Here is a 20,782-nt window from a genome sequence, read left to right on the forward strand (position 1 = left end):
TCGGGGCATGCGAACGGGAGGAACCCCGGTCCTCGGGGCCGGGGTCGGAGTCGGGGTCGGGGCCGGGGTCGGGTTCTTGGTGGTCCTTCTGACCCTCGGCGGATGCGGAGACTCCGGCTCCGCCACCGCACAGGCACCGACGCCTGCGTCGGCGTCGGCATCGCCACCGCCATCGGCACCCCCTTCCCCCAGCGCACCCCCCGAAGACCTCTGCACCCGCCTCGTCGCCCACTGGTCCCGCGAGGTGCTGGACCAGAACACCTACGGCGACTACCAGTCCATGGGCCTGTCCAACGGCCAGTACGACATCCTCATCAAGGTCGTCGACGCCGCCCGCGCCGCGAAGAAGAAGCAAGGCGCCGCGGCCGCCGACCAGTTGATCGACCGTCAGGCCCGCAGCGGCTGCGTGCGGTGGTACCGCGACGGCGGCCCCGGCAAGGGACCCTGGCAGTGAGCGGCGTCGGACCGGTCGAACCGGGCGAGGGCACGCACGCCTGGGACACCCTGGACACCCTGGACGCCACCACCCGGCCCCGACCTCGCGGCCGCGTCGGCGAGTTGTACGCCAGACACCGGCGCTCCGTCCTCGCCACCGCGACCGCCACGGTCCTCCTCGCGTGCGGCACCTACCTCTACGCGACCCGGCCCCAGCCGCCGGCGCCTCCCGACCCGCCGTACCCGTCCCAAGTGACGGACCTGCACTACCTCAGCGGCGAGGCCACGCCCAAGGGCGCCGGGCCGCACAGCTTCAGCTTCGGGGTGGAACTGAGCGTGCTCGCCGGGCCGCCGGTCACCGTGACCCGCGTTTCACAGCCGTACGCGGGCATGTCGGTGACCTCCACCCCAAAGGCCCCTTTCCGGACGAGTGCGGGGACGAGCCGCAAGGTCGTCATCACGATGCGGGTGTCGCAATGCAGAAAAGTGCCATGGAACGCCGGACTCCCTTTCCTTGACGTAACTCTACGTAATACGCGCGCAATAGAAGTTCACAGTTTCATCCTCGGGCAGCGATACGCCCAACATCTGTCAGAGGCCCTACAAGTCGCCTGCAGCAACGGTTCTGGGTAATTAGCAAAACCCCTGAGACACCTGAACACCCCCGGGCGGGTCCTGCGGGTTCTCAAAATGTGGACAGGGCGAATCGGCCTGAATTCCGCTGTTCCACCCACTCAGTACCGCTCTGCATTACGACGTGTCATAACAAGAGCGTCACAGCCTCCGTCAGACCCTCCTCCACCCTCCCTGCACACGCTTAGAGTCACGCCCAGTCACCGCGCCATGGAAACTCACCACAGACCAGCGCAGAGACTCGGCCGCTTCCAGGGGGGAGCGCCGCGCCAGTGAAAGGACGAATCGTGCGTCAACGTTCGCTCATCACCATCACCGCCGCGCTGGCGGCGGGAGCACTCACCCTCACCGCCTGCGGCTCGCGCGACGACGACGGCGGCTCGGACTCCGGTAGCGGCGGCACCAAGGTCGTCATCGGTGTCGACGCCCCGCTGACGGGTGACCTCTCCGCCCTCGGCCTCGGCATCAAGAACTCCGTCGACCTCGCCGCGAAGACCGCCAACAAGCAGAAGCTCGTCGACGGCGTCACCTTCGAGATCAAGGCCCTCGACGACCAGGCCCAGCCCTCCTCGGGCCAGGCCAACGCCTCCACCTTCGTCAGCGACGACAAAGTCCTCGGCGTCGTCGGCCCGCTGAACTCCTCCGTCGCCGAGTCCATGCAGAAGGTCTTCGACGACGCCAAGCTCGTCGAGATCTCCCCGGCCAACACCGGCCCGGCCCTCACGCAGGGTGTCGACTGGCAGACCAAGAAGGTCCGCACCTACAAGTCGTACTTCCGCACCGCGACCACGGACGCCATCCAGGGCCCGTTCGCCGCGCAGTACGTCTACAACGACGCCAAGAAGAAGAAGGTCTTCGTCATCGACGACAAGAAGACCTACGGCGCCGGTCTCGCCGCCACCTTCACCGACGAGTTCAAGAAGATCGGCGGCAAGGTCGTCGGCACCGACCACATCGACCCGGACACCAAGGACTTCTCCGCGGTCGCCACCAAGGTCAAGAACTCCGGCGCCGACGTCGTCTACTACGGCGGCGAGTACCCGCAGGCCGGCCCGCTGAGCAAGCAGATCAAGGCCGCCGGTGCCAAGATCCCGCTCGTCGGCGGTGACGGCATCTACGACCCGACCTTCATCGAGCTGGCCGGTGCCAACAGCGCCGGTGACCTCGCCACCTCCGTCGGCGCCCCGGTCGAGACCCTCGACTCCGCCAAGCAGTTCGTCGCCGACTACAAGAAGGCCGGCTACAAGGAGGAGTACGCGGCCTACGGCGGCTACTCCTACGACGCCGCCTGGGCGATCATCCAGGCCGTGAAGAAGGTTGTCGACGACAACGGCGGCAAGCTGCCGTCCGACGCCCGCGCGAAGATCACCGCCGCCACCCAGAACGTCTCCTTCGACGGTGTGACCGGCAAGGTCTCCTTCGACGAGTTCGGTGACGCCACCAACAAGCAGCTCACCGTCTACGCCGTCGAGAACGGTGCCTGGAAGGCCGTCAAGTCCGGTACCTACACCGGCTGACCCACCCCCACCCGCACCACCTGAGCCGCGCGGGGCGCTGTTCCACAGGCGCCCCGCGCGGACTCGCATCCGGCCCCGGACACACATCCGGTCACATCCGTCGAACATCCGAAACCTCGGAGGACATGCGGTGAACGAACTGCCGCAGCAGCTGGTCAACGGCCTGCTACTAGGAGCAATGTACGGGCTGGTCGCCATCGGCTACACAATGGTCTATGGCATTGTCCAGCTCATCAACTTCGCCCACGGCGAGATCTTCATGATCGGAGGGTTCGGAGCCCTCACGGTCTACCTGTACGTACTGCCCGACGGCACCACCATGTGGGTCGCACTGCCACTGATGCTCGTGGGAGCCGTCATCGCAGCCGTCCTCGTCGCCGTCGGAGCGGAACGGTTCGCCTACCGCCCCCTGCGCACCGCGCCACGCCTGGCGCCCCTCATCACCGCCATCGGCCTCTCCCTCGCCCTCCAGCAGGCCGTGTGGGCCTGGTACCCCGGCGCCAAGGAGTCCATCAACTTCCCCGAGATCCCGGGCGGACCCTTCGAGATCGGCAGCGTCACCATCCAGACCGGTGACATCTTCCTGTTCGTCGCCGCCCCCGTCAGCATGGCGATCCTCGCCTACTTCGTCATGAAGACCCGCACCGGCCGCGGCATGCAGGCCACCGCGCAGGACCCCGACACCGCCAAGCTCATGGGCATCAACACCGACCGCATCATCGTGGTCGCCTTCGCCCTCGGCGCCCTCTTCGCCGCCGTCGGAGCCGTCGCCTACGGCCTCAAGTACGGCCAGGTCCAGTTCCGCATGGGCTTCATCCTCGGCCTCAAGGCCTTCACCGCGGCCGTCCTCGGCGGCATCGGCAACATCTACGGCGCCATGCTCGGCGGCCTCGTCCTCGGCCTCGCCGAGACCATGGCCACCGCCTACATCGCCGACGTCCCCGGCTTCGACCTCCTCGGCGGCCAGTCCTGGGCCAACGTCTGGGCCTTCGTACTCCTCATCCTCGTACTCCTCGTCAGGCCACAAGGCCTGCTCGGCGAGCGCGTCGCGGACAGGGCGTGACACCGATGACGACACAGACCACCGAAAGCACCGGCGCCCCCGTCAACAAGGACAGCGCCACCAAGGGCCTCGTCGGCCTCCCCGAGAACGTCGGCCGCGCCCTCGCCACCATCGGCGGCGCCCTCGCCGTCGTCTCCACCTTCCTCGCCTGGACCTGGACCTCCGCCTTCCCCGGCGACCTCACCGTCTACGGCTACCCCGGCGGCCTCCAGGTCCTCGTCCTCATCGGCGGCGCCCTCACCACCCTCTTCGGCCTCGCCTCGTACGGCGTCAAGGGCCTGCGCTGGCTCACCCCCGCCGGCGCCGACGGCGCCATCAAGCTGGCCGCCACCGGCACCTTCGCCACCACCTGGTACACCGTCATCGCGATCAGCGACGAACTCGGCGGCGTCGTCAACCTCGAACCCGGCGGCTACATCGCCGCGGCCGTCACCCTCGCCGCCTTCCTCGGCGCGTTCTCCCTGCCCTTCGAACGGCCGGAGGACGAGCCGGTCGACGAGGACGAGAGCGTCGGCGAACGCATCGGCCGCATCTGGCGCCACATCGTGGCCCTCCTGAAGTCGGCCGTCTTCACCCCCTCCCCGGCCCCGGCCCGCAAACTCCCCGCCTACGCCGAGATCCTCGTCATCGTCGCCGCCATGGCCGTCGGCCTGACCGTCTTCACCTACGGCATCGGCACCGAGTACGACGAACTCTTCGTCGGCTTCCTCATCACCGTCGGGTTCCTCTTCGCCGCCCTCTCCAAGGCCGGGCTCGTGGCCCGGGTCTCGGCGATCACCGGCCGGCACAGCACCATCACCATGTTCGGCGCGTTCATCGCCGCCGCCCTCTTCCCCTTCACCCAGTCCGACGACCAGTACGCGACCATCGGCGTCTACATCCTGATCTTCGCCACCGTCGCCCTCGGCCTGAACATCGTCGTCGGCCTCGCCGGCCTCCTCGACCTCGGATACGTCGCCTTCCTCGGCGTCGGCGCCTACACCGCGGCCATGGTCTCCGGCTCCCCCTCCTCGCCGTTCGACCTGCACCTGCCGTTCTGGCTGTCCGCGCTCCTCGGCGCCGCGGTCGCCATGGTCTTCGGCGTCCTCATCGGCGCCCCCACCCTGCGACTGCGCGGCGACTACCTCGCCATCGTGACGCTCGGCTTCGGTGAGATCTTCCGCATCACCGTCCTCAACATGGACGGCACCAGCGGACCCGACATCACCAACGGCTCCAACGGCATCTCCTCCATCCCGAACCTCGACATCCTCGGATTCGACTTCGGACTGGAACACACCATCCTCGGCTTCACCATCGGCCGATTCGCCAACTACTTCCTGCTGATGCTCCTCATCACGCTCATCGTCGTGGTGGTCTTCAAGCGCAGCAGCGACTCCCGCATCGGCCGCGCCTGGATTGCCATCCGCGAGGACGAGACCGCCGCCCTCGCCATGGGCATCAACGGCTTCCGCGTCAAGCTCATCGCGTTCGCCCTCGGCGCCTCCCTCGCCGGCCTCGCCGGCGCCGTCCAGGCCCACGTCACCTACACCGTGACCCCCGAGCAGTACCAGTTCGCCCACGTCGTCCCGCCCAACTCGGCCTTCCTCCTCGCGGCGGTCGTCCTCGGCGGCATGGGCACCATCGCCGGCCCCCTCGTCGGCGCGGCCCTGCTCTACCTCATCCCGGCCAAGCTCCAGTTCCTGGGCGACTACCAGCTCTTCGCCTTCGGCGTCGCGCTCGTCCTGCTGATGCGGTTCCGCCCCGAGGGCCTCATCCCGAACCGGCGCCGCCAACTCGAATTCCACGAAGAGGCCGAAGCCCCCGCAGTCCTCAGCAAGACAGGGGTCTGACACATGACCGACACCACCACCGTCACCGGGACCACCGTCCTCGACGCCCGCGGCGTCACGATGCGCTTCGGCGGCCTCACCGCCGTACGCAACGTCGACCTCCAGGTCAACAGCGGCGAGATCGTCGGCCTCATCGGCCCCAACGGCGCCGGCAAGACAACCTTCTTCAACTGCCTCACCGGCCTCTACATCCCCACCGAGGGAGAGGTCCGCTACAAGGGCACCGTCCTGCCGCCCAAGTCCTTCAAGGTCACCGCCGCCGGCATCGCCCGCACCTTCCAGAACATCCGTCTGTTCGCCAACATGACGGTCCTGGAGAACGTGCTCGTCGGCCGCCACACCCGCACCAAGGAAGGCCTCTGGAGCGCCCTGCTCCGCGGCCCCGGCTTCCACAAGGCCGAAGCCGCCTCCCGCGAACGCGCCATGGAACTCCTGGAGTTCGTCGGCCTCGCGAACAAGGCCGAGCACCTGGCTCGTAACCTCCCCTACGGCGAGCAGCGCAAGCTGGAGATCGCGCGAGCGCTGGCCAGCGAGCCCGGCCTGCTCCTGCTCGACGAGCCGACCGCCGGCATGAACCCCCAGGAGACGCGGGCGACCGAGGAACTGGTCTTCGCCATCCGCGACAAGGGCATCGCCGTCCTCGTCATCGAGCACGACATGCGCTTCATCTTCAACCTCTGCGACCGCGTAGCCGTCCTCGTCCAGGGCGAGAAGCTCATCGAGGGCGACAGCGCCACCGTCCAGGGCGACGAACGCGTCATCGCCGCCTACCTCGGCGAACCCTTCGAAGGCACCCCCGGCGACGAAGAAGTGGCCGAAGTCGAAGCAGCCGAAGCAAGCGCCCCCTCGGACGCCACGCCCGGCAAGGAGAACGACCGATGACCGCACTCCTCGAGGTCGAGGACCTCCGCGTCGCCTACGGCAAGATCGAGGCCGTCAAGGGCATCTCCTTCAAGGTCGAGGCCGGCGAGGTCGTCACCCTCATCGGCACCAACGGCGCCGGCAAGACGACGACCCTGCGCACCCTGTCGGGTCTCCTCAAGCCGGTCGGCGGCCAGATCAAGTTCGGCGGCAAGTCGCTGAAGAAGGTCCCCGCCCACGACATCGTCTCGCTGGGGCTGGCCCACTCCCCCGAGGGCCGGCACATCTTCCCCCGCATGACGATCGAGGACAACCTCCGCCTCGGCGCCTTCCTCCGCAACGACAAGGCAGGCATCGAGAAGGACATCCAGCGCGCCTACGACCTCTTCCCCATCCTGGGCGAACGCCGTAAGCAGGCCGCGGGCACCCTGTCCGGCGGCGAGCAGCAGATGCTGGCGATGGGCCGCGCCCTGATGTCCCAGCCCAAGCTGCTGATGCTGGACGAGCCCTCCATGGGTCTGTCCCCGATCATGATGCAGAAGATCATGGCGACGATCGCCGAACTGAAGTCCCAGGGCACGACGATCCTCCTCGTCGAGCAGAACGCCCAGGCGGCCCTCTCCCTGGCCGACCACGGCCACGTGATGGAGATCGGCAAGATCGTCCTGTCGGGCAGCGGACAGAGCCTGCTGCACGACGAGTCGGTCCGCAAGGCGTACCTGGGTGAGGACTGAGCCCGCACGCTGATACGACGAGGCCCGCGCCCCCTGTCGGGGACGCGGGCCTCACGCTTGGCCGCGCTGGTCAGCCCTTGGACGCCTTCTTCTCCTCGGCGTCCTGGATGACGGCCTCGGCGACCTGCTGCATCGACATACGCCGGTCCATCGACGTCTTCTGGATCCACCGGAACGCGGCGGGCTCGGTCAGCCCGTACTCGGTCTGGAGGATGGACTTGGCACGGTCGACCAGCTTGCGCGTCTCCAGGCGGAGCGTGAGGTCGGCGACCTCCTTCTCCAACTCCTTCAGCTCGGTGAACCGGGAAACGGCCATCTCGATCGCGGGCACGACGTCGCTCTTGCTGAACGGCTTCACGAGATACGCCATGGCACCGGCGTCGCGAGCCCTCTCCACGAGGTCACGCTGCGAGAAGGCGGTGAGCATCAGCACCGGCGCGATGCGCTCTTCGGCGATCTTCTCGGCGGCGGAGATGCCGTCCATCTTGGGCATCTTCACGTCGAGGATGACGAGGTCGGGCTGGTGCTCACGGGCGAGCTCGATGGCCTGCTCACCGTCACCGGCCTCGCCTACGACGCTGTAGCCCTCTTCCTCCAGCATCTCTTTGAGGTCGAGCCGGATCAGTGCCTCGTCCTCGGCGATGACGACACGGGTCGTCAGCGGAGGCACGTGCGACTTGTCGTCGTCGGGCGCGTCTACGGGCTGGGGCGACTCGGGGGCGGTCACGGGGGCTCCTCGTTCAGGGGCAGGGGTGCTGCTGACAAGAGCGTACCTAGCTGCGGTAAGGTGGGGGCACGGCGGGTAACCACCAACCTTCACATCGAAGGTGAGCCCCGGTAGCCCAGCGGTAGAGGCCATGGATTCAAAACCCATACAGCGTCGGTTCGAATCCGACCCGGGGTACTTTTCCTTGGATTCCAAGGAACTCGCCGAAAGCGGATGTCCACGTTCTCGTGAACATCCGCTTTTTGCTGCGTGTTGTCGCGATCACTCGCACACCCTGATCAGATGTACGACATCAGCACGCGCAAGCGGGCGTTGACCCTGGTGGCACAGGGGCGCAGCCTGAACTCCGTCAGCAAAGAGACAGGCATCTCCCGACACGCGATTTCATGTTGGCTGAGCCGAATCGAGCCGTTGTCTCGAACCCCGCCATGCATTCGCTGCACGGACGCGCCAGAGCTACCCGAAAACCCTGCGGCGTACGCCTACTTGTTGGGTCTCTACTTGGGGGACGGCTACATCATCTCTAAGCCGAGACAGCACTACCTCATGGTTTCGTGCACTGCCTCCTGGCCGGGGCTCGTTGAGGCCGCCGAAGCCGCCATGCGCAAGGTCCTGCCCTACCCCAGCACCAGCCGTGTCCAACGGGCTGGATGTATCGAGGTGAAGTCGTTCAGCAAGCACTGGACCTGCATGTTCCCCCAGCACGGCCCAGGCAAGAAGCATGACCGCCCCATCACCCTCGAACCCTGGCAACAGGCCATCGTCGACGCCCACCCCTGGGAGTTCATCCGGGGCCTCATCCACTCCGACGGCTGCCGCATCACCCACTGGACCACCCGCATGGTCGCCGGTGAGCGCAAGCGCTACGAATACCCCCGGTACTTCTTCACCAACAAGTCGGACGACATCAGGAAGCTCTTCACCGACACCCTCGACAAGGTCGGCGTCGAGTGGACCACCCTCGCGCGCGGCAGCGACCCCTTCAACATCTCCATCGCCCGCAAAGCCTCAGTAGCCCTCATGGACACCCACGTAGGCCCCAAACACTGACCGCTCCTACTTGTCATCCACCCCGATGTGATGCACCCGGACCAGGTTCGTCGACCCGGACACCCCAGGCGGCGAACCGGCCGTGATGACCACGATGTCGCCCTTCTGGCAGCGGCCGTACTTCAACAGCAGTTCGTCCACCTGGTCGACCATCGCGTCCGTGGAATCCACATGCGGCCCGAGGAACGTCTCCACACCCCACGTCAGATTCAACTGCGAGCGAGTAGCCGGCTCCGGCGTGAACGCCAGCAGCGGGATCGGGGACCGGTACCGGGAGAGCCTCCGTACCGTGTCCCCGGATTGCGTGAACGCGACCAAGAACTTCGCGCCCAGGAAGTCGCCCATCTCCGCCGCCGCCCGAGCCACCGCCCCGCCCTGGGTGCGGGGCTTGTTGCGGTCCGTCAGTGGGGGCAGGCCCTTCGCGAGGATGTCCTCCTCCGCCGCCTCCACGATCCGCGCCATCGTCCGGACCGTCTCCACCGCGTACTTGCCGACGCTCGTCTCGCCCGACAGCATCACCGCGTCCGTGCCGTCGATGACCGCGTTGGCGACGTCCGAGGCCTCCGCCCGCGTGGGTCGCGAGTTGTCGATCATCGAGTCCAGCATCTGCGTCGCCACGATCACCGGCTTGGCGTTGCGCTTGGCCAGTTTGATCGCGCGTTTCTGGACGATCGGGACCTGTTCCAGGGGCATTTCGACGCCGAGGTCACCGCGCGCGACCATGATGCCGTCGAAGGCCGCGACGATGTCCTCGATCGCGTCCACCGCCTGCGGCTTCTCCACCTTGGCGATCACCGGCAGCCTGCGGCCCTCCTCGTCCATGATGCGGTGGACGTCCTCGATGTCCCGGCCGGAGCGGACGAAGGACAGGGCGATGACGTCGAAGCCCGCCCGCAGCGCCCAGCGCAGGTCCGCCTCGTCCTTCTCCGAGAGGGCCGGGACGGAGACCGCCACGCCGGGGAGGTTCAGGCCCTTGTGGTCGGAGATCATGCCGCCTTCGACCACCGTCGTGTGGACGTGCGGGCCGTCGACTTCCGTGACCTCCAGGCACACCTTGCCGTCGTCGACGAGGATGCGCTCCCCTGGCGTCACGTCCTCCGCCAGGCCGGCGTACGTCGTCCCGCACCGCCCCTGGTTTCCCTCCACGCCCTCCTCCACCGTGATGGTGAAGGAATCCCCGCGTTCAAGGAGTACGGGGCCCTCCGCGAAGCGTCCGAGGCGGATCTTCGGGCCCTGAAGGTCGGCGAGGAGGCCGACGCTGTGGCCGGTCTCGTCGGAGGCCTTGCGGACGCGCTGGTAGCGCTCCTCGTGTTCGGCGTAGCCGCCGTGGCTGAGGTTGAAGCGGGCTACGTCCATTCCGGCTTCGACCAGGGCTTTGATCTGGTCGTATGTGTCGGTGGCGGGGCCCAGGGTGCAGACGATTTTGGCTCGGCGCATGGTTCGACCTTAGGGCTTACCGGCGGGTAGGGAATTGGCCGGGAATGACCGCCCAACAACCTTTCGATGAAGGGGTGTTGACAAGACTTGAAGTGGGCGGTTCACAGTCGCGGCGGGTGCATGGTGAAGCGGGCGTTGACCTGGGCGTGGACGTGTTGGCGTTGGGGTTCGAGGTCGAGGGGGGCTGCGGCGGTGTCTTCCGCGGCGGCGTAGGCCATGGAGCGCATGCGGCCGCCGGGTGCGGCGGGGGCGAGGGGCTGGGCGTTCTCGGCGCCGATGTCGGCGAGCTCCACCAGGGCCGCGAGCGTCGTACCCAGTGCTTCCGCGTACTCCTGTGCTCGCTGGACCGCTTCGCGTACGGCCTGTTGGCGTGCCTCGCGGTAGGCGGGTGAGGTGAGGCGCAGGGCCCACCAGGGGCCGTCCACGTGGGTGAGGTCCAAGTCGGCTACGCGGGTGGTGAGTTCGCCCAAGGCCGTGAAGTCCGTGAGTTCCGCGGTGATGCGGACGCGGCCGTGATAGGCATGCACCCTCTCTCCCCGTCCCTTCTCCTTCAGTTCCGGGGTGATGGAGAAGGAGCCCGTCTCCAGTTTCTCGACCGCGTCGCCGTAGGTCTTGATGAGGTCGAGGACCGTGGCGTTGCGGCGGGTGAGGTCGTCGAGGGCGGTGCGGCGGTCTTTGCCGCGGGCGGCGACGGTGACGCCGATGCGGGCGATCTCGGGGTCGACTTCGAGGCGTGCTTCGCCGCGGACGGCGATGCGGGGGGCGTCGGGGGTGCCGTAGGGCACGGGGGGTGCGGGGTCCGGGGAAGGTGTGGTCATACGACCCACTCTGTCACTTCTTGACTGGTTACCGGCGGCTCAAGTGACGGGTTAGGTCACCAGATCGAAACCTCTGGGGGCTATTGCCGTTCGGCATGCTCGGGTCAGAATCTACGCGCGTTTATCTACGCGCGTCGTTGACCGTGCCCCTAGGAGATCTAGACATGCCGTTGAACCGCAGGAAGTTCCTGGAGAAGTCCGCCGTGACCGGAGCCGGGGTCGCGCTGGCGAGCGCGGTGGGGGCTCCTGCGGCGCAGGCGGCGGAGGCCGGGAAGGGGAAGAAGCCGGCGAAGCGGTACTCCCTGACGGTGATGGGCACGACGGACCTGCACGGGCATGTCTTCAACTGGGACTACTTCAAGGACGCGGAGTACTCGGACGCGAAGGGCAACGCGCAGGGTCTGTCGCGTATCTCGACGCTGGTGAACCAGGTGCGCGCGGAGAAGGGGCGCTGCAACACGCTGTTGCTCGACGCGGGCGACACGATCCAGGGCACGCCGCTGACGTACTACTACGCGAAGGTGGACCCGATCACCGCCCCCGGTGGTCCCGTGCACCCGATGGCCGCCGCCATGAACGCCATCGGGTACGACGCCGTGGCGCTCGGCAACCACGAGTTCAACTACGGCATCGAGACGCTGCGGAAGTTCGAGGAGCAGTGTGACTTCCCGCTGCTGGGTGCGAACGCGCTGGACGCGAAGACGCTGAAGCCGGCGTTCCCGCCCTACTTCATCAAGAAGTTCCACGTGCCGGGTGCGCCGCCGGTGAAGGTGGCGGTGCTCGGGCTCACCAACCCGGGTATCGCGATCTGGGACAAGGCGTACGTCGAGGGCAAGCTGACGTTCCCGGGTCTGGAGGAGCAGGCGGCGAAGTGGGTGCCGAAGCTGCGGTCGATGGGCGCGGACGTGGTCGTCGTGTCGGCGCATTCGGGGTCGTCAGGTACGTCCTCCTACGGTGACCAGCTGCCGTACGTCGAGAACTCGGCCGCGCTCGTCGCCCAGCAGGTGCCGGGGATCGACGCGATTCTCGTCGGGCACGCGCACGTGGAGATCCCGGAGCTGAAGGTCACCAACACGGCGACCGGCAAGACCGTCGTGCTGTCCGAGCCGCTGGCCTATGCGGAGCGGCTGTCGCTGTTCGACATCGAGCTGGTCTTCGAGAAGGGGAGGTGGACGGTCGAGTCGGTCGCCGCGTCCGTCCTCAACTCGAACTCGGTCGCGGACGACCCGAAGATCACGAAGCTGCTGAAGGACGACCACGACGTCGTCGTGGAGTACGTCAACCAGGTCGTCGGTACGGCGACGCAGACGTTGACGACGGTCGAGGCGCGCTACAAGGACGCCCCGATCATCGACCTGATCACGAAGGTCCAGGAGGACGTCGTCAAGGCGGCGCTGGCGTCCACCGAGTACGCCTCGCTGCCGGTCATCGCGCAGGCGTCGCCGTTCTCGCGGACCTCGGAGATCCCGGCCGGTGACGTCACCATCCGCGACCTGTCGAGCCTGTACGTGTACGACAACACGCTGGTCGCGAAGCTCCTGACCGGGGCGCAGATCAGGGCGTACCTGGAGTACTCGGCGCAGTACTTCGTGCAGACGGCGGCGGACGCGGTGGTGGACGTCGAGAAGCTGACGAACGCGAACAACCGGCCGGACTACAACTACGACTACGTGTCGGGGCTGTCGTACGACATCGACATCGCGCAGGCGGCGGGTTCGCGGATCAAGAACCTGACGTACAACGGTGCCGCGTTGGACGACGCGCAGCAGTTCGTGTTCGCGGTGAACAACTACCGTGCGAACGGCGGCGGTGCGTTCCCGCATGTGGCGTCGGCGAAGGAGCTGTGGTCGGAGTCGACGGAGATCCGTACCCGGATCGCGGAGTGGGTGACGGCCAAGGGTGTGCTGAACCCCGCTGACTTCGCGTCGGTGGACTGGAAGTTGACGCGGAACGGTACGCCGGTGTTCTAGCCGACTTTGGCGCGTTGGACTCGTCGCGGACCCGGCCTTGAGGCGGTACGGGTCCGCGACGGCTTTTATCGGGCGTCTGTCAGCGGGGTGAGCGCGGCGGGGGCCTGGCGGGCCTGCGGGACCCGGGCCGTCTGCTCGAGTCCGAAGGTGGTGAAGGCCGTTCGGGTGGGCAGGGGGTAGGGGTCCTTGCCGGTCACGGTGTTGAGGATGGCGGCGCTGCGCCAGGCGGCGAGGCCGAGGTCGGGGGTGCCGACGCCGTGGGTGTGGCGTTCGGCGTTCTGGACGTAGAGGGAGCCGGTGACGGAGGCGTCCATGACGAGCCTGAAGTGTTCGTCGACGCGGGGGCGGTCGCGGCTGTCGCGGCGCAGGTAGGGGTCGAGTCCGGCGAGGATGCGGGCGAGGGGGCGTTCGCGGTAGCCGGTGGCGAGGACGACGGCGTCGGTGGTGAGGCGGGAGCGGGTGTTCTGCTCGGTGTGTTCGAGGTGGAGTTCGACCTTGGTGGTGGCGACCCGGCCGGCGGTGCGGACGCGGACGCCGGGGGTGAGGGTGGTGTCGGGCCAGCCGCCGTGCAGGGTGCGTTGGTAGAGCTCGTCGTGGATGGCGGCGATGGTGTCGTTGTCGATTCCCTTGTGGAGTTGCCACTGGGTGGTGACGAGGCGGTCGCGGACGCCTTCGGCGAGGGCGTGGAAGTAGCGGGTGTAGTCGGGGGTGAAGTGCTCCAGGCCGAGCTTGGAGTACTCCATGGGGGCGAAGGCTTCGGTGCGGCCGAGCCAGTGGAGGCCTTCGCGGCCGGCGGGGCGCTGACGGAGCAGGTCGAGGAAGATCTCGGCGCCGGACTGTCCGAGGCCGATGACGGTGACGTGTTCGGCGGCGGTGAGGGTCTCGCGGTGGGCGAGGTAGTCGGCGGCGTGGATGACGGGCACGCCGGCGGCTTCGACGAGCGGCTTGAGGGGTTCGGGGACGTAGGGCTCGGTGCCGACGCCGAGGACGATGTTCCTGGTGTACGTACGGCCGAGGGCCTCGGCTTCGCCTTCCGTGTCGAGCTGGGTGAAGTCGACTTCGAAGATGTCGCGTTCGGGGTTCCAGCGGACGGCGTCGACCTGGTGGCCGAAGTGGAGGCCGGGGAGGTTCTCGGCGACCCAGCGGCAGTAGGCGTCGTACTCGGCGCGCTGGATGTGGAAGCGCTCGGCGAAGTAGAAGGGGAAGAGCCGTTCGCGGGCCTTGAGGTAGTTCAGGAAGGTCCAGGGGCTGGCGGGGTCGGCGAGGGTCACCAGGTCGGCGAGGAACGGGACTTGGATGCGCGCGCCGTCGATGAGGAGGCCTGGGTGCCAGTCGAAGGCGGGGCGTTGTTCGTAGAAGGCGGTGTCGAGTTCGGCGAGGGGGTGGGCGAGGGCGGCGAGGGAGAGGTTGAAGGGGCCGATGCCGATGCCGACCAGGTCGCGGGGTGCGTCGGGCTCGTGGGGCGGGGTGGGGGTGGGGGTGGGGCTCATCGGGGGGTGGTTCCTTCCACGAGTTTCAGGAGGGCGGCCAGGTCGTCGGGCCGGGTGTGGGGGTTGAGGAGGGTGGCCTTGAGCCAGAGCCGGCCGTCCATGCGGGCCCGGCCGAGGACGGCGCGGCCGGTGGTGAGGAGGTGCCGGCGGGTGGCGGCGATGTCGTCGTCGGTCGCGTGTGCGGGGCGGAACAGCACCGTGCTGATGGTGGGCCGGTCGTAGAGCTCGAAGCGGGGGTGTGCGTCGAGGAGCTCCGCGAACTCGCGGGCCCGGTCGCAGACTTGGTCGACGAGGGCGCCGAGTCCTGCCCGCCCGAGGGTTTTCAGGGTGACGGCGATTTTCAGCACGTCGGGGCGGCGGCTGGTGCGCAGGGAGCGGCCGAGGAGGTCGGGCAGGCCTGCCTCGGTGTCGTCGTCGGCGTTGAGGTAGTCGGCGCGTTGGTGGAGGGCGGCGAGGTCCTGCGGGGCCTTGACGGCGAGGAGGCCGGCGGCGACGGGTTGCCAGCCGAGTTTGTGCAGGTCGAGGGTGACGGTGCCGGCGGCGCTGATGCCGGTGAGTTGGTGACGCCGGGTTTCGCTGAAGAGGAGGCCTCCGCCGTATGCCGCGTCGATGTGGAAGCGGGCTCCGTGGGTGTCGCAGACGGCGGCGATCTCGGGGAGGGGGTCGATGAGGCCGGCGTCGGTGGTGCCTGCGGTGGCGGCGACGAGGTGGGGGCCCTGGTGCCGGGTGAGGGTTTCGGCGAGGGCGGTGGGGTCGAGGGTGCCGGTGGGGGTGGGGACGATCACTGGGTCGGGAAGGCCGAATAGCCAGGCGGCGCGGGGCAGTGAATGGTGGGCGTTTGCCCCGCAGATCAGCCGGACGCCGGCACCGAGGGATTCCCTGGCCAGGAGTAGGGCCAGTTGGTTGGATTCGGTGCCGCCCGTTGTTACCAGGGCGTCGCTGTCGGCTGCGGGTAGGTGGAGGCTTGTCGCGCAGTTCCCCGCGCCCCTGGGCGGCTCACCGTAGACCTCGTTTGTAAGTGCCCGAGTTACCAGCAGCTCCAGTTCGGACGCCGCTGGTGCCTGGTCCCAGGAGTCCAGGGAGGGGTTGAGCACGCTCGCAGCCAAGTCCGCTGCCGCTGCGACCGCCAGCGGCGGGCAGTGCAGATGCGCCGCGCACAGCGGGTCCGCCGGGTCCGCCGAGCCTTCCGCCAACGCCCGCACCACGTGCCGTAGCGCCTCCGGGTCACCCTCCTGCGGGAGTACGTCGCCCACGGCCGCCCGCAGCCGTTCCGCGACCGCCTCCGGGCCACCCCCCGGCAACGGCCCCCCACGCGCCCGCGCCCCCTCCCCCAGGGCCTCCAGGACCTCTGTGAGCAGCGGGCGCAGGGCGTCGGGGCCGGACGCGAGGGGTGGGGTGGGCATCGTGGGTCCTCCCGGGCGCGCTGGGCTAGAGGGAGTTCCAGCTTGTACGCGGATGCGTCATCGCGCCCGAAAAGACCAACGATCGAAACCCGAAAGGGGGTACGTCCGTGCGCTACGCCTGTCGCACTCGCAACGCACGCCCCAAGTCATCCAATTGGTCGGCGAGCTTGCGGCGCAGGGCCGGGATCGGGTCGGCGTCGCTCAGGCACCGCTCTCCCCAGCCCAGCGTCTCCGCGTCGACGGCGTGGGCCGGGAAGGCCCAGCGGCCGGTGGCGTCGGCGATGGCGGGGCCGCGGCGGGCGGCGAGGGTGACGGCGTCCTCGAAGAAGCGGGGGACGTACGCGCGGACGAGGTCGGCCTGTTCGGGCTGCCAGAAGCCCTGGGCGTTGGCGATGAACAGGTAGTTGGAGAGGTCGTCGTGGGTGAACATCGCCTCCCACGCCTTGGCCTTGGTGTCGGCGTCGGGCAGCGCGGCGCGGCAGCGGGTGGCGCCTTCCTGGCCGGTGGCGGAGGGGTCGCGGGCGAGTTCGGCGGCGATGGCGGTCTCGTCGGTGGCGCCGAGGACGGCGAGCCGGGCGAGGACGCGCCAGCGCAGTTCGGGGTCGAGTTCGGGGCCGCCGGGGACGGTGCCGTCGGCGAGCCAGGCGGCGATGGTGTCGGGGTGGGCGGCGACGTCGATGAAGTGGCGTACCGCGATGAGGCGCAGGCCGGGGTTGTCGCCGTCCTCGGTGCGGCGGATGAGGTCGCGGCACAGGCTGCTGAGCGTGGCGAGGGCGGCGGGGCGTTCCTCGGGGGTGGCGTAGCGGTCGGCGACCTGGACGGAGGCGAAGGCGAGGACGCCTTGGACGAGGGCGAGGTCGGTCTCGTACGGGAGGTGGGCGCGGGCCGCCTCCAGGTAGGCGACGGGCGGGAGTTCGCCGTCGCGGACGGCGTCGCGCAGGGCGTTCCAGACGACCGCGCGGGTGAGCGGCGAGGGCAGTCCGGACAGGCTCTCGGTGACCGTCTTGAAGGACTCGGCGTCGAAGCGGACCTTGGCGTAGGTGAGGTCGCCGTCGTTGAGGAGCAGCAGGGCGGGGCGCTTGCCGATGGGCAGCGGGCCGTCGGGCTGCGGGACGTCGAGGTCGAGGCGCTCGCGCAGGACGAGGTGGCGGCCCTCGTCGGCTGCGTTGTCGGCCAAGGCCCGGTCGTACAGGCCGACGGCGATGCGGTGGGGTCGGCTGCCGTCGTGTTCGACCTGGAGGGCGTAGGTGCCTTCGTCGCCGGGGATGATGACGGGCTTGAGGGTGTCGACGCCGGTGGTGCGCAGCCAGGTGTCGGCCCAGGCGTGGACGTCGCGGTCGGTGACGCTCGCGAGGGAGTCGATGAAGTCGGCGAGGGTGGCGTTGGCGAACTTGTGGCGGGCGAAGTGGGTGTTGATGCCGGCGAGGAAGTCCTTCTCGCCGAGCCAGGTCACCAACTGCCGTAGTGCGGAGGCGCCCTTGGCGTAGGAGATGCCGTCGAAGTTGAGCATCGCGGAGGCCGTGTCGGGGACGAGCTCGGGGTCGGGGGCGACGGGGTGGGTGGAGGGGCGCTGGTCGGCGTCGTAGCCCCAGGCCTTGCGGACGACGCCGAAGTCGGTCCAGGTGTCGGTGAAGCGGGTGGCTTCGGTGAGGGTCTGGTAGCCCATGTACTCGGCGAAGGACTCGTTGAGCCAGATGTCGTCCCACCAGCGCAGGGTGACGAGGTCGCCGAACCACATGTGGGCCATCTCGTGGGCGATGACCATGGCGCGGGTCTGGCGTTCGGTGTCGGTGACGGCGGAGCGGTAGACGAACTCGTCGCGGAAGGTGACGAGTCCGGGGTTCTCCATGGCGCCGGCGTTGAACTCGGGGACGAACGCCTGGTCGTAGGAGTCGAAGGGGTAGGGCTCCTCGAACTTCTCGTGGTAGCGGTCGTAGCACTGCTTGGTGATCGTGAGGAGTTCGTCGGCGTCCGCGTCGAGGTGGGGGGCGAGCGAGCGGCGGCAGTGGATGCCGAAGGGCAGGCCGCGGTGTTCGGTGCGGACGGAGTGCCAGGGGCCGGCGGCGACGGCGACGAGGTAGGTGGAGATGAGGGGGGTGGGGGCGGCCTGCCAGCGGCCGTCGCCGAGGGCGGTGGTGATGCCGTTGGCGAGGAACGTCCAGTTCTCGGGGACGGTCGCGGTGATCTCGAAGACGGCCTTGAGGTCGGGCTGGTCGAAGACGGGGAAGACGCGTTGGGCGTCGTCCATGCAGAGGTTCGAGTAGAGGTAGGTCTCGCCGTCGGTGGGGTCGGTGAAGCGGTGCATGCCCTCGCCGGTGCGGGAGTAGCGCATGCTCGCGTCGACGCTCAGTTCGTGTTCACCGGCGGTGAGGTTCTTCAGGGGGAGGCGGTTGCCGTCGAGGGTCTCGGGGTCGAGGGGCTGTCCGTCGAGGGTGACGGAGCGCAGTTCGGCGGGCTTGACCTCGATGAAGGTGTCCGCGTCCGTGCGCGCGGTGAAGCGGATGACGGTCTTCGAGTCGAAGGTGTCGTCGCCGGTGGTGAGATCGAGGTCGATCGTGTACCGGTGGACGTCGAGGAGTGTGGCACGGGTCTGCGCTTCGTCGCGCGTCAGTACGGACATGCACGACATGCTGCCTGATGGCGGGGTCGTGGCACAGGGGCGGATCGGTACGCGGCCTATGTCCGGTCCTGTTCGAGACTGTCGGTGTGCGCCCCTTGTGCGCGCTGGACGGGGACGCGGGGGTCCGGGTGGGGCAGGGCGGGGCGGGCGGGGCGGCCGGGGGCTTCGGGGCCGTCCTTGACGAGGGCGCGCAGGGCGCGGTTCTCCTCTTCGAGGGCGAGCCGGCGGCGGTGGGTGTCGTAGAGGTAGCGGACCTTGGTGCGCAGGGTCCAGGGGTCGATGGGTTTCATGACGAGGTCGGCGACGCCGAGGGCGAAGGCGGTGGCGGTGAGTTCCTGGTCGGGGCCGAAGCCGGTGAGCAGGACGACGGGAATGTGCTGGGTCTGTTCGACGCGACGCATGTAGCGGACGACGTCGAGGCCGCTGACGCCGGGCATGCGGACGTCGAGGAGGAGCAGGCCGACCTGGCCGCGCAGGACCTGTTTGAGGGCCTCGTCGCCGCTGGTGGCCCTGCCGAGCCGGTAGCCCAGGGGGGCGAGGGCGCTCTCCAGCGCGTACAGCGTGTCCTCGTGGTCGTCGACGATGAGGATCTTGGCATCCGACGGCATGGCCCGACGTCCCTCCCGCATGGGACAACCAGCTTATGTCCGAGGCGCTGACCGTGCGTGCCCGGCAGCTGACAAGGAGTGCACAGCGCAGCATGCCCCTGCGGGGGGCGTTCTGTCACGCCCTGGGGGACGTCCGGGGAGGTCAGTTCGCTGTGGGCGTGGTGCCGTTGGTGGCGTTCTCGGCGATGCGCTCGTGGTGGCGGATCACCTCGGCGATGATGAAATTCAGGAACTTCTCAGCGAACGCGGGGTCGAGTTTGGCGTTCTCGGCGAGGCTGCGCAGCCGTTCGATCTGGCGGGCCTCGCGGGCCGGGTCGGCGGGCGGGAGCTGGTGCCGGGCCTTGAGGAGGCCGACCTGCTGGGTGGCTTTGAAGCGTTCGGCGAGCATGTGGACGACGGCCGCGTCGATGTTGTCGATGCTGTCGCGCAGCCGGGCGAGTTCCTCGCGCACGGCGGGGTCGACGGCACCGGTACCGGGGTTGCTGGTGGTCATGGGCGTCAACCCTACGGTGCCCAGGTGCCGGGGATGATCGGCGGATCCTCGGGGTCGGGTACCCGGTCGCTCCAGCCGCCGGGGACGACGCGGCCCTGCTGGGCGCGGAAGCGGACGGGTGGGGTGCCGACGCGGCGGGTGAACAGGCGGGAGAAGTAGGCGGGGTCGTCGTAGCCGACGCGGCGGGCGACGGCGGCGACGGGGAGTTCGGTCGTGGCGAGGAGTTCCTTGGCGCGGCCGAGGCGGATGCCGAGGAGGTAGTCCTTGGGGCTGCAACCGGCGCCGCGGCGGACGGCGGTGCGCAGTTCGGCGAGGGTCATGCCGTGCCGGGCGGCGTGGTCGGCGACGGACAGGGGCAGGCAGGCGTCGCGGGCGAGGGCCTTGAGGAGTTGTTCGCCGTCGGGGGTGAGGTCGGCGCGGGCGCGGCGCAGGGCGACGAGGAGTTCGTGGACGGCGGCGCCGGTCTCGACCTCCAGGAGGGGGTTGTCGCGGCGGGCGGCGCGGGCCATGCGGCCGATGACGGCGCGGGGTGCGGCGGCGTCGGAGAGGGGGACGACGGGGCGGTCGGGTTCGATGTAGCCGAGGTCGGTGTAGGAGGCGGTGGCGGGCCCGGTGAAGTCGACGAAGCCCTCGTCCCAGCCGGTGCCGGGGTCGGGTGCGTAGTGGTGCGGGGTGCCGGGGGTGAGCCAGAGCAGGGCGGGTGCGGTGATGGTCGTACGGCGTCCGTCGGGGTGGGCGTACCAGCCGTGTCCGGTGCTGATGACGACGGCGACGTGGTGGTCGAGGACGCGGGGGCCGACGGTGGGCAGGGCACCGTACTGGAGGCCGACGCCGAGGCAGACCAGGCCGAGGCGGTGGTGGGCGGGGCCGGGGGTGAAGAACCGCATCCAGGTGTGGTACGTCAACGGGTCTCTCCCTTCGGTCCACGTCCCGCCGATCTCCGGACCAGGTCCCGCCGATCCTCGGACCAGGTCCCGCCGATCTCCGGACCAGGTCCCGCCGATCCTCGGTCCACGTCCCGCCGGTCTTCGGTCCAAGTCCCGTCGATCTTTGTCCATGGACGGTGATCGACACCAGGGGTGAGGGTGGGG

At 68.8% G+C, this 20,782-nt stretch carries 18 protein-coding genes and 1 tRNA gene; 10 read left to right on the plus strand and 9 right to left on the minus strand.

All coding sequences use genetic code 11. From position 1 onward, the window contains the following. Positions 1 to 7: 7 nt before the first annotated feature. The 7 genes from EJC51_RS13500 (at position 8) to EJC51_RS13530 (ending at position 7,075) form a co-directional block, all read left to right on the plus strand. Entirely contained in the window at positions 8 to 454 is a 447-nt protein-coding gene (locus tag EJC51_RS13500) for a hypothetical protein (RefSeq protein ID WP_244362615.1), read from the plus strand. Beyond that, the gene (locus tag EJC51_RS48675) at positions 451 to 1,068 is read left to right on the plus strand and encodes a Tat pathway signal sequence domain protein (protein ID WP_126271301.1); all 618 of its coding nucleotides are present in this window, start codon (positions 451 to 453) and stop codon (positions 1,066 to 1,068) included. The genes EJC51_RS13500 and EJC51_RS48675 overlap by 4 nt, the downstream gene beginning before the upstream one ends. A gap of 287 nt (positions 1,069 to 1,355) precedes the next feature. Next, positions 1,356 to 2,585, plus strand: a complete 1,230-nt coding sequence (locus EJC51_RS13510) for a branched-chain amino acid ABC transporter substrate-binding protein (RefSeq protein ID WP_126271302.1) — start codon at positions 1,356 to 1,358, stop codon at positions 2,583 to 2,585. Positions 2,586 to 2,715: 130 nt separating this feature from the next. Beyond that, entirely contained in the window at positions 2,716 to 3,648 is a 933-nt protein-coding gene (locus EJC51_RS13515; RefSeq protein WP_126271303.1) for a branched-chain amino acid ABC transporter permease, read from the plus strand. 5 nt (positions 3,649 to 3,653) lie between these two features. After that, positions 3,654 to 5,480, plus strand: a complete 1,827-nt coding sequence (locus EJC51_RS13520) for a branched-chain amino acid ABC transporter permease (RefSeq protein ID WP_126271304.1) — start codon at positions 3,654 to 3,656, stop codon at positions 5,478 to 5,480. Positions 5,481 to 5,483: 3 nt separating this feature from the next. Continuing rightward, a complete protein-coding gene (locus EJC51_RS13525) occupies positions 5,484 to 6,362 on the plus strand; it encodes an ABC transporter ATP-binding protein (protein ID WP_126271305.1) in 879 nt (292 codons plus the stop codon). Continuing rightward, positions 6,359 to 7,075, plus strand: a complete 717-nt coding sequence (locus EJC51_RS13530) for an ABC transporter ATP-binding protein (RefSeq protein ID WP_097262711.1) — start codon at positions 6,359 to 6,361, stop codon at positions 7,073 to 7,075. Before EJC51_RS13525 ends, EJC51_RS13530 begins: the two co-directional genes overlap by 4 nt. 70 nt (positions 7,076 to 7,145) lie before the next feature. Here EJC51_RS13530 and EJC51_RS13535 read toward each other — a convergent pair whose 3' ends face one another. Further along, on the minus strand, positions 7,146 to 7,802 hold the full coding sequence (locus EJC51_RS13535) for an ANTAR domain-containing response regulator (RefSeq protein WP_079310942.1): 657 nt from the start codon (positions 7,800 to 7,802) through the stop codon (positions 7,146 to 7,148). 104 nt (positions 7,803 to 7,906) lie between these two features. Here EJC51_RS13535 and EJC51_RS13540 point away from each other — a divergent pair. Both EJC51_RS13540 and EJC51_RS13545 read left to right on the plus strand, forming a co-directional pair. Continuing rightward, a tRNA-Leu gene (locus tag EJC51_RS13540) sits at positions 7,907 to 7,979 on the plus strand. A gap of 105 nt (positions 7,980 to 8,084) precedes the next feature. Then, positions 8,085 to 8,852, plus strand: a complete 768-nt coding sequence (locus EJC51_RS13545; RefSeq protein ID WP_126271306.1) for a transcriptional regulator — start codon at positions 8,085 to 8,087, stop codon at positions 8,850 to 8,852. Positions 8,853 to 8,858: 6 nt separating this feature from the next. Here EJC51_RS13545 and pyk read toward each other — a convergent pair whose 3' ends face one another. Both pyk and EJC51_RS13555 read right to left on the minus strand, forming a co-directional pair. Continuing rightward, positions 8,859 to 10,289 (minus strand): pyruvate kinase, encoded by a 1,431-nt coding sequence (gene pyk / locus EJC51_RS13550; RefSeq protein WP_126271307.1) that lies wholly within the window; start codon positions 10,287 to 10,289, stop codon positions 8,859 to 8,861. Positions 10,290 to 10,390: 101 nt separating this feature from the next. Beyond that, positions 10,391 to 11,107, minus strand: coding sequence for an SIMPL domain-containing protein (locus EJC51_RS13555; protein ID WP_126271308.1), 717 nt, complete (start codon positions 11,105 to 11,107; stop codon positions 10,391 to 10,393). Between the two features lie 164 nt (positions 11,108 to 11,271). Between EJC51_RS13555 and EJC51_RS13560 the strand changes: the two genes are divergently transcribed. Continuing rightward, positions 11,272 to 13,077, plus strand: a complete 1,806-nt coding sequence (locus tag EJC51_RS13560; protein ID WP_126271309.1) for a bifunctional metallophosphatase/5'-nucleotidase — start codon at positions 11,272 to 11,274, stop codon at positions 13,075 to 13,077. A gap of 65 nt (positions 13,078 to 13,142) precedes the next feature. On the opposite strand, the gene EJC51_RS13565 is transcribed toward EJC51_RS13560, so the two are convergent. The 6 genes from EJC51_RS13565 to EJC51_RS13590 form a co-directional block, all read right to left on the minus strand. Next, positions 13,143 to 14,567 (minus strand): lysine N(6)-hydroxylase/L-ornithine N(5)-oxygenase family protein, encoded by a 1,425-nt coding sequence (locus EJC51_RS13565; RefSeq protein WP_126271310.1) that lies wholly within the window; start codon positions 14,565 to 14,567, stop codon positions 13,143 to 13,145. Further along, on the minus strand, positions 14,564 to 15,970 hold the full coding sequence (locus tag EJC51_RS13570; protein ID WP_126271311.1) for a pyridoxal phosphate-dependent decarboxylase family protein: 1,407 nt from the start codon (positions 15,968 to 15,970) through the stop codon (positions 14,564 to 14,566). The genes EJC51_RS13565 and EJC51_RS13570 overlap by 4 nt, the downstream gene beginning before the upstream one ends. A gap of 112 nt (positions 15,971 to 16,082) precedes the next feature. Beyond that, the gene (gene pepN, locus EJC51_RS13575; protein WP_165951129.1) at positions 16,083 to 18,590 is read right to left on the minus strand and encodes an aminopeptidase N; all 2,508 of its coding nucleotides are present in this window, start codon (positions 18,588 to 18,590) and stop codon (positions 16,083 to 16,085) included. 56 nt (positions 18,591 to 18,646) lie between these two features. After that, entirely contained in the window at positions 18,647 to 19,198 is a 552-nt protein-coding gene (locus EJC51_RS13580; protein ID WP_126271313.1) for a response regulator, read from the minus strand. Positions 19,199 to 19,340: 142 nt separating this feature from the next. Next, positions 19,341 to 19,691, minus strand: a complete 351-nt coding sequence (locus tag EJC51_RS13585) for a chorismate mutase (RefSeq protein ID WP_097262728.1) — start codon at positions 19,689 to 19,691, stop codon at positions 19,341 to 19,343. Between the two features lie 11 nt (positions 19,692 to 19,702). Next, a complete protein-coding gene (locus EJC51_RS13590) occupies positions 19,703 to 20,578 on the minus strand; it encodes a helix-turn-helix domain-containing protein (protein ID WP_126276937.1) in 876 nt (291 codons plus the stop codon). Positions 20,579 to 20,782: the final 204 nt, after the last annotated feature.

Source organism: Streptomyces aquilus (assembly GCF_003955715.1).
GTDB classification, from domain to species: domain Bacteria; phylum Actinomycetota; class Actinomycetes; order Streptomycetales; family Streptomycetaceae; genus Streptomyces; species Streptomyces aquilus.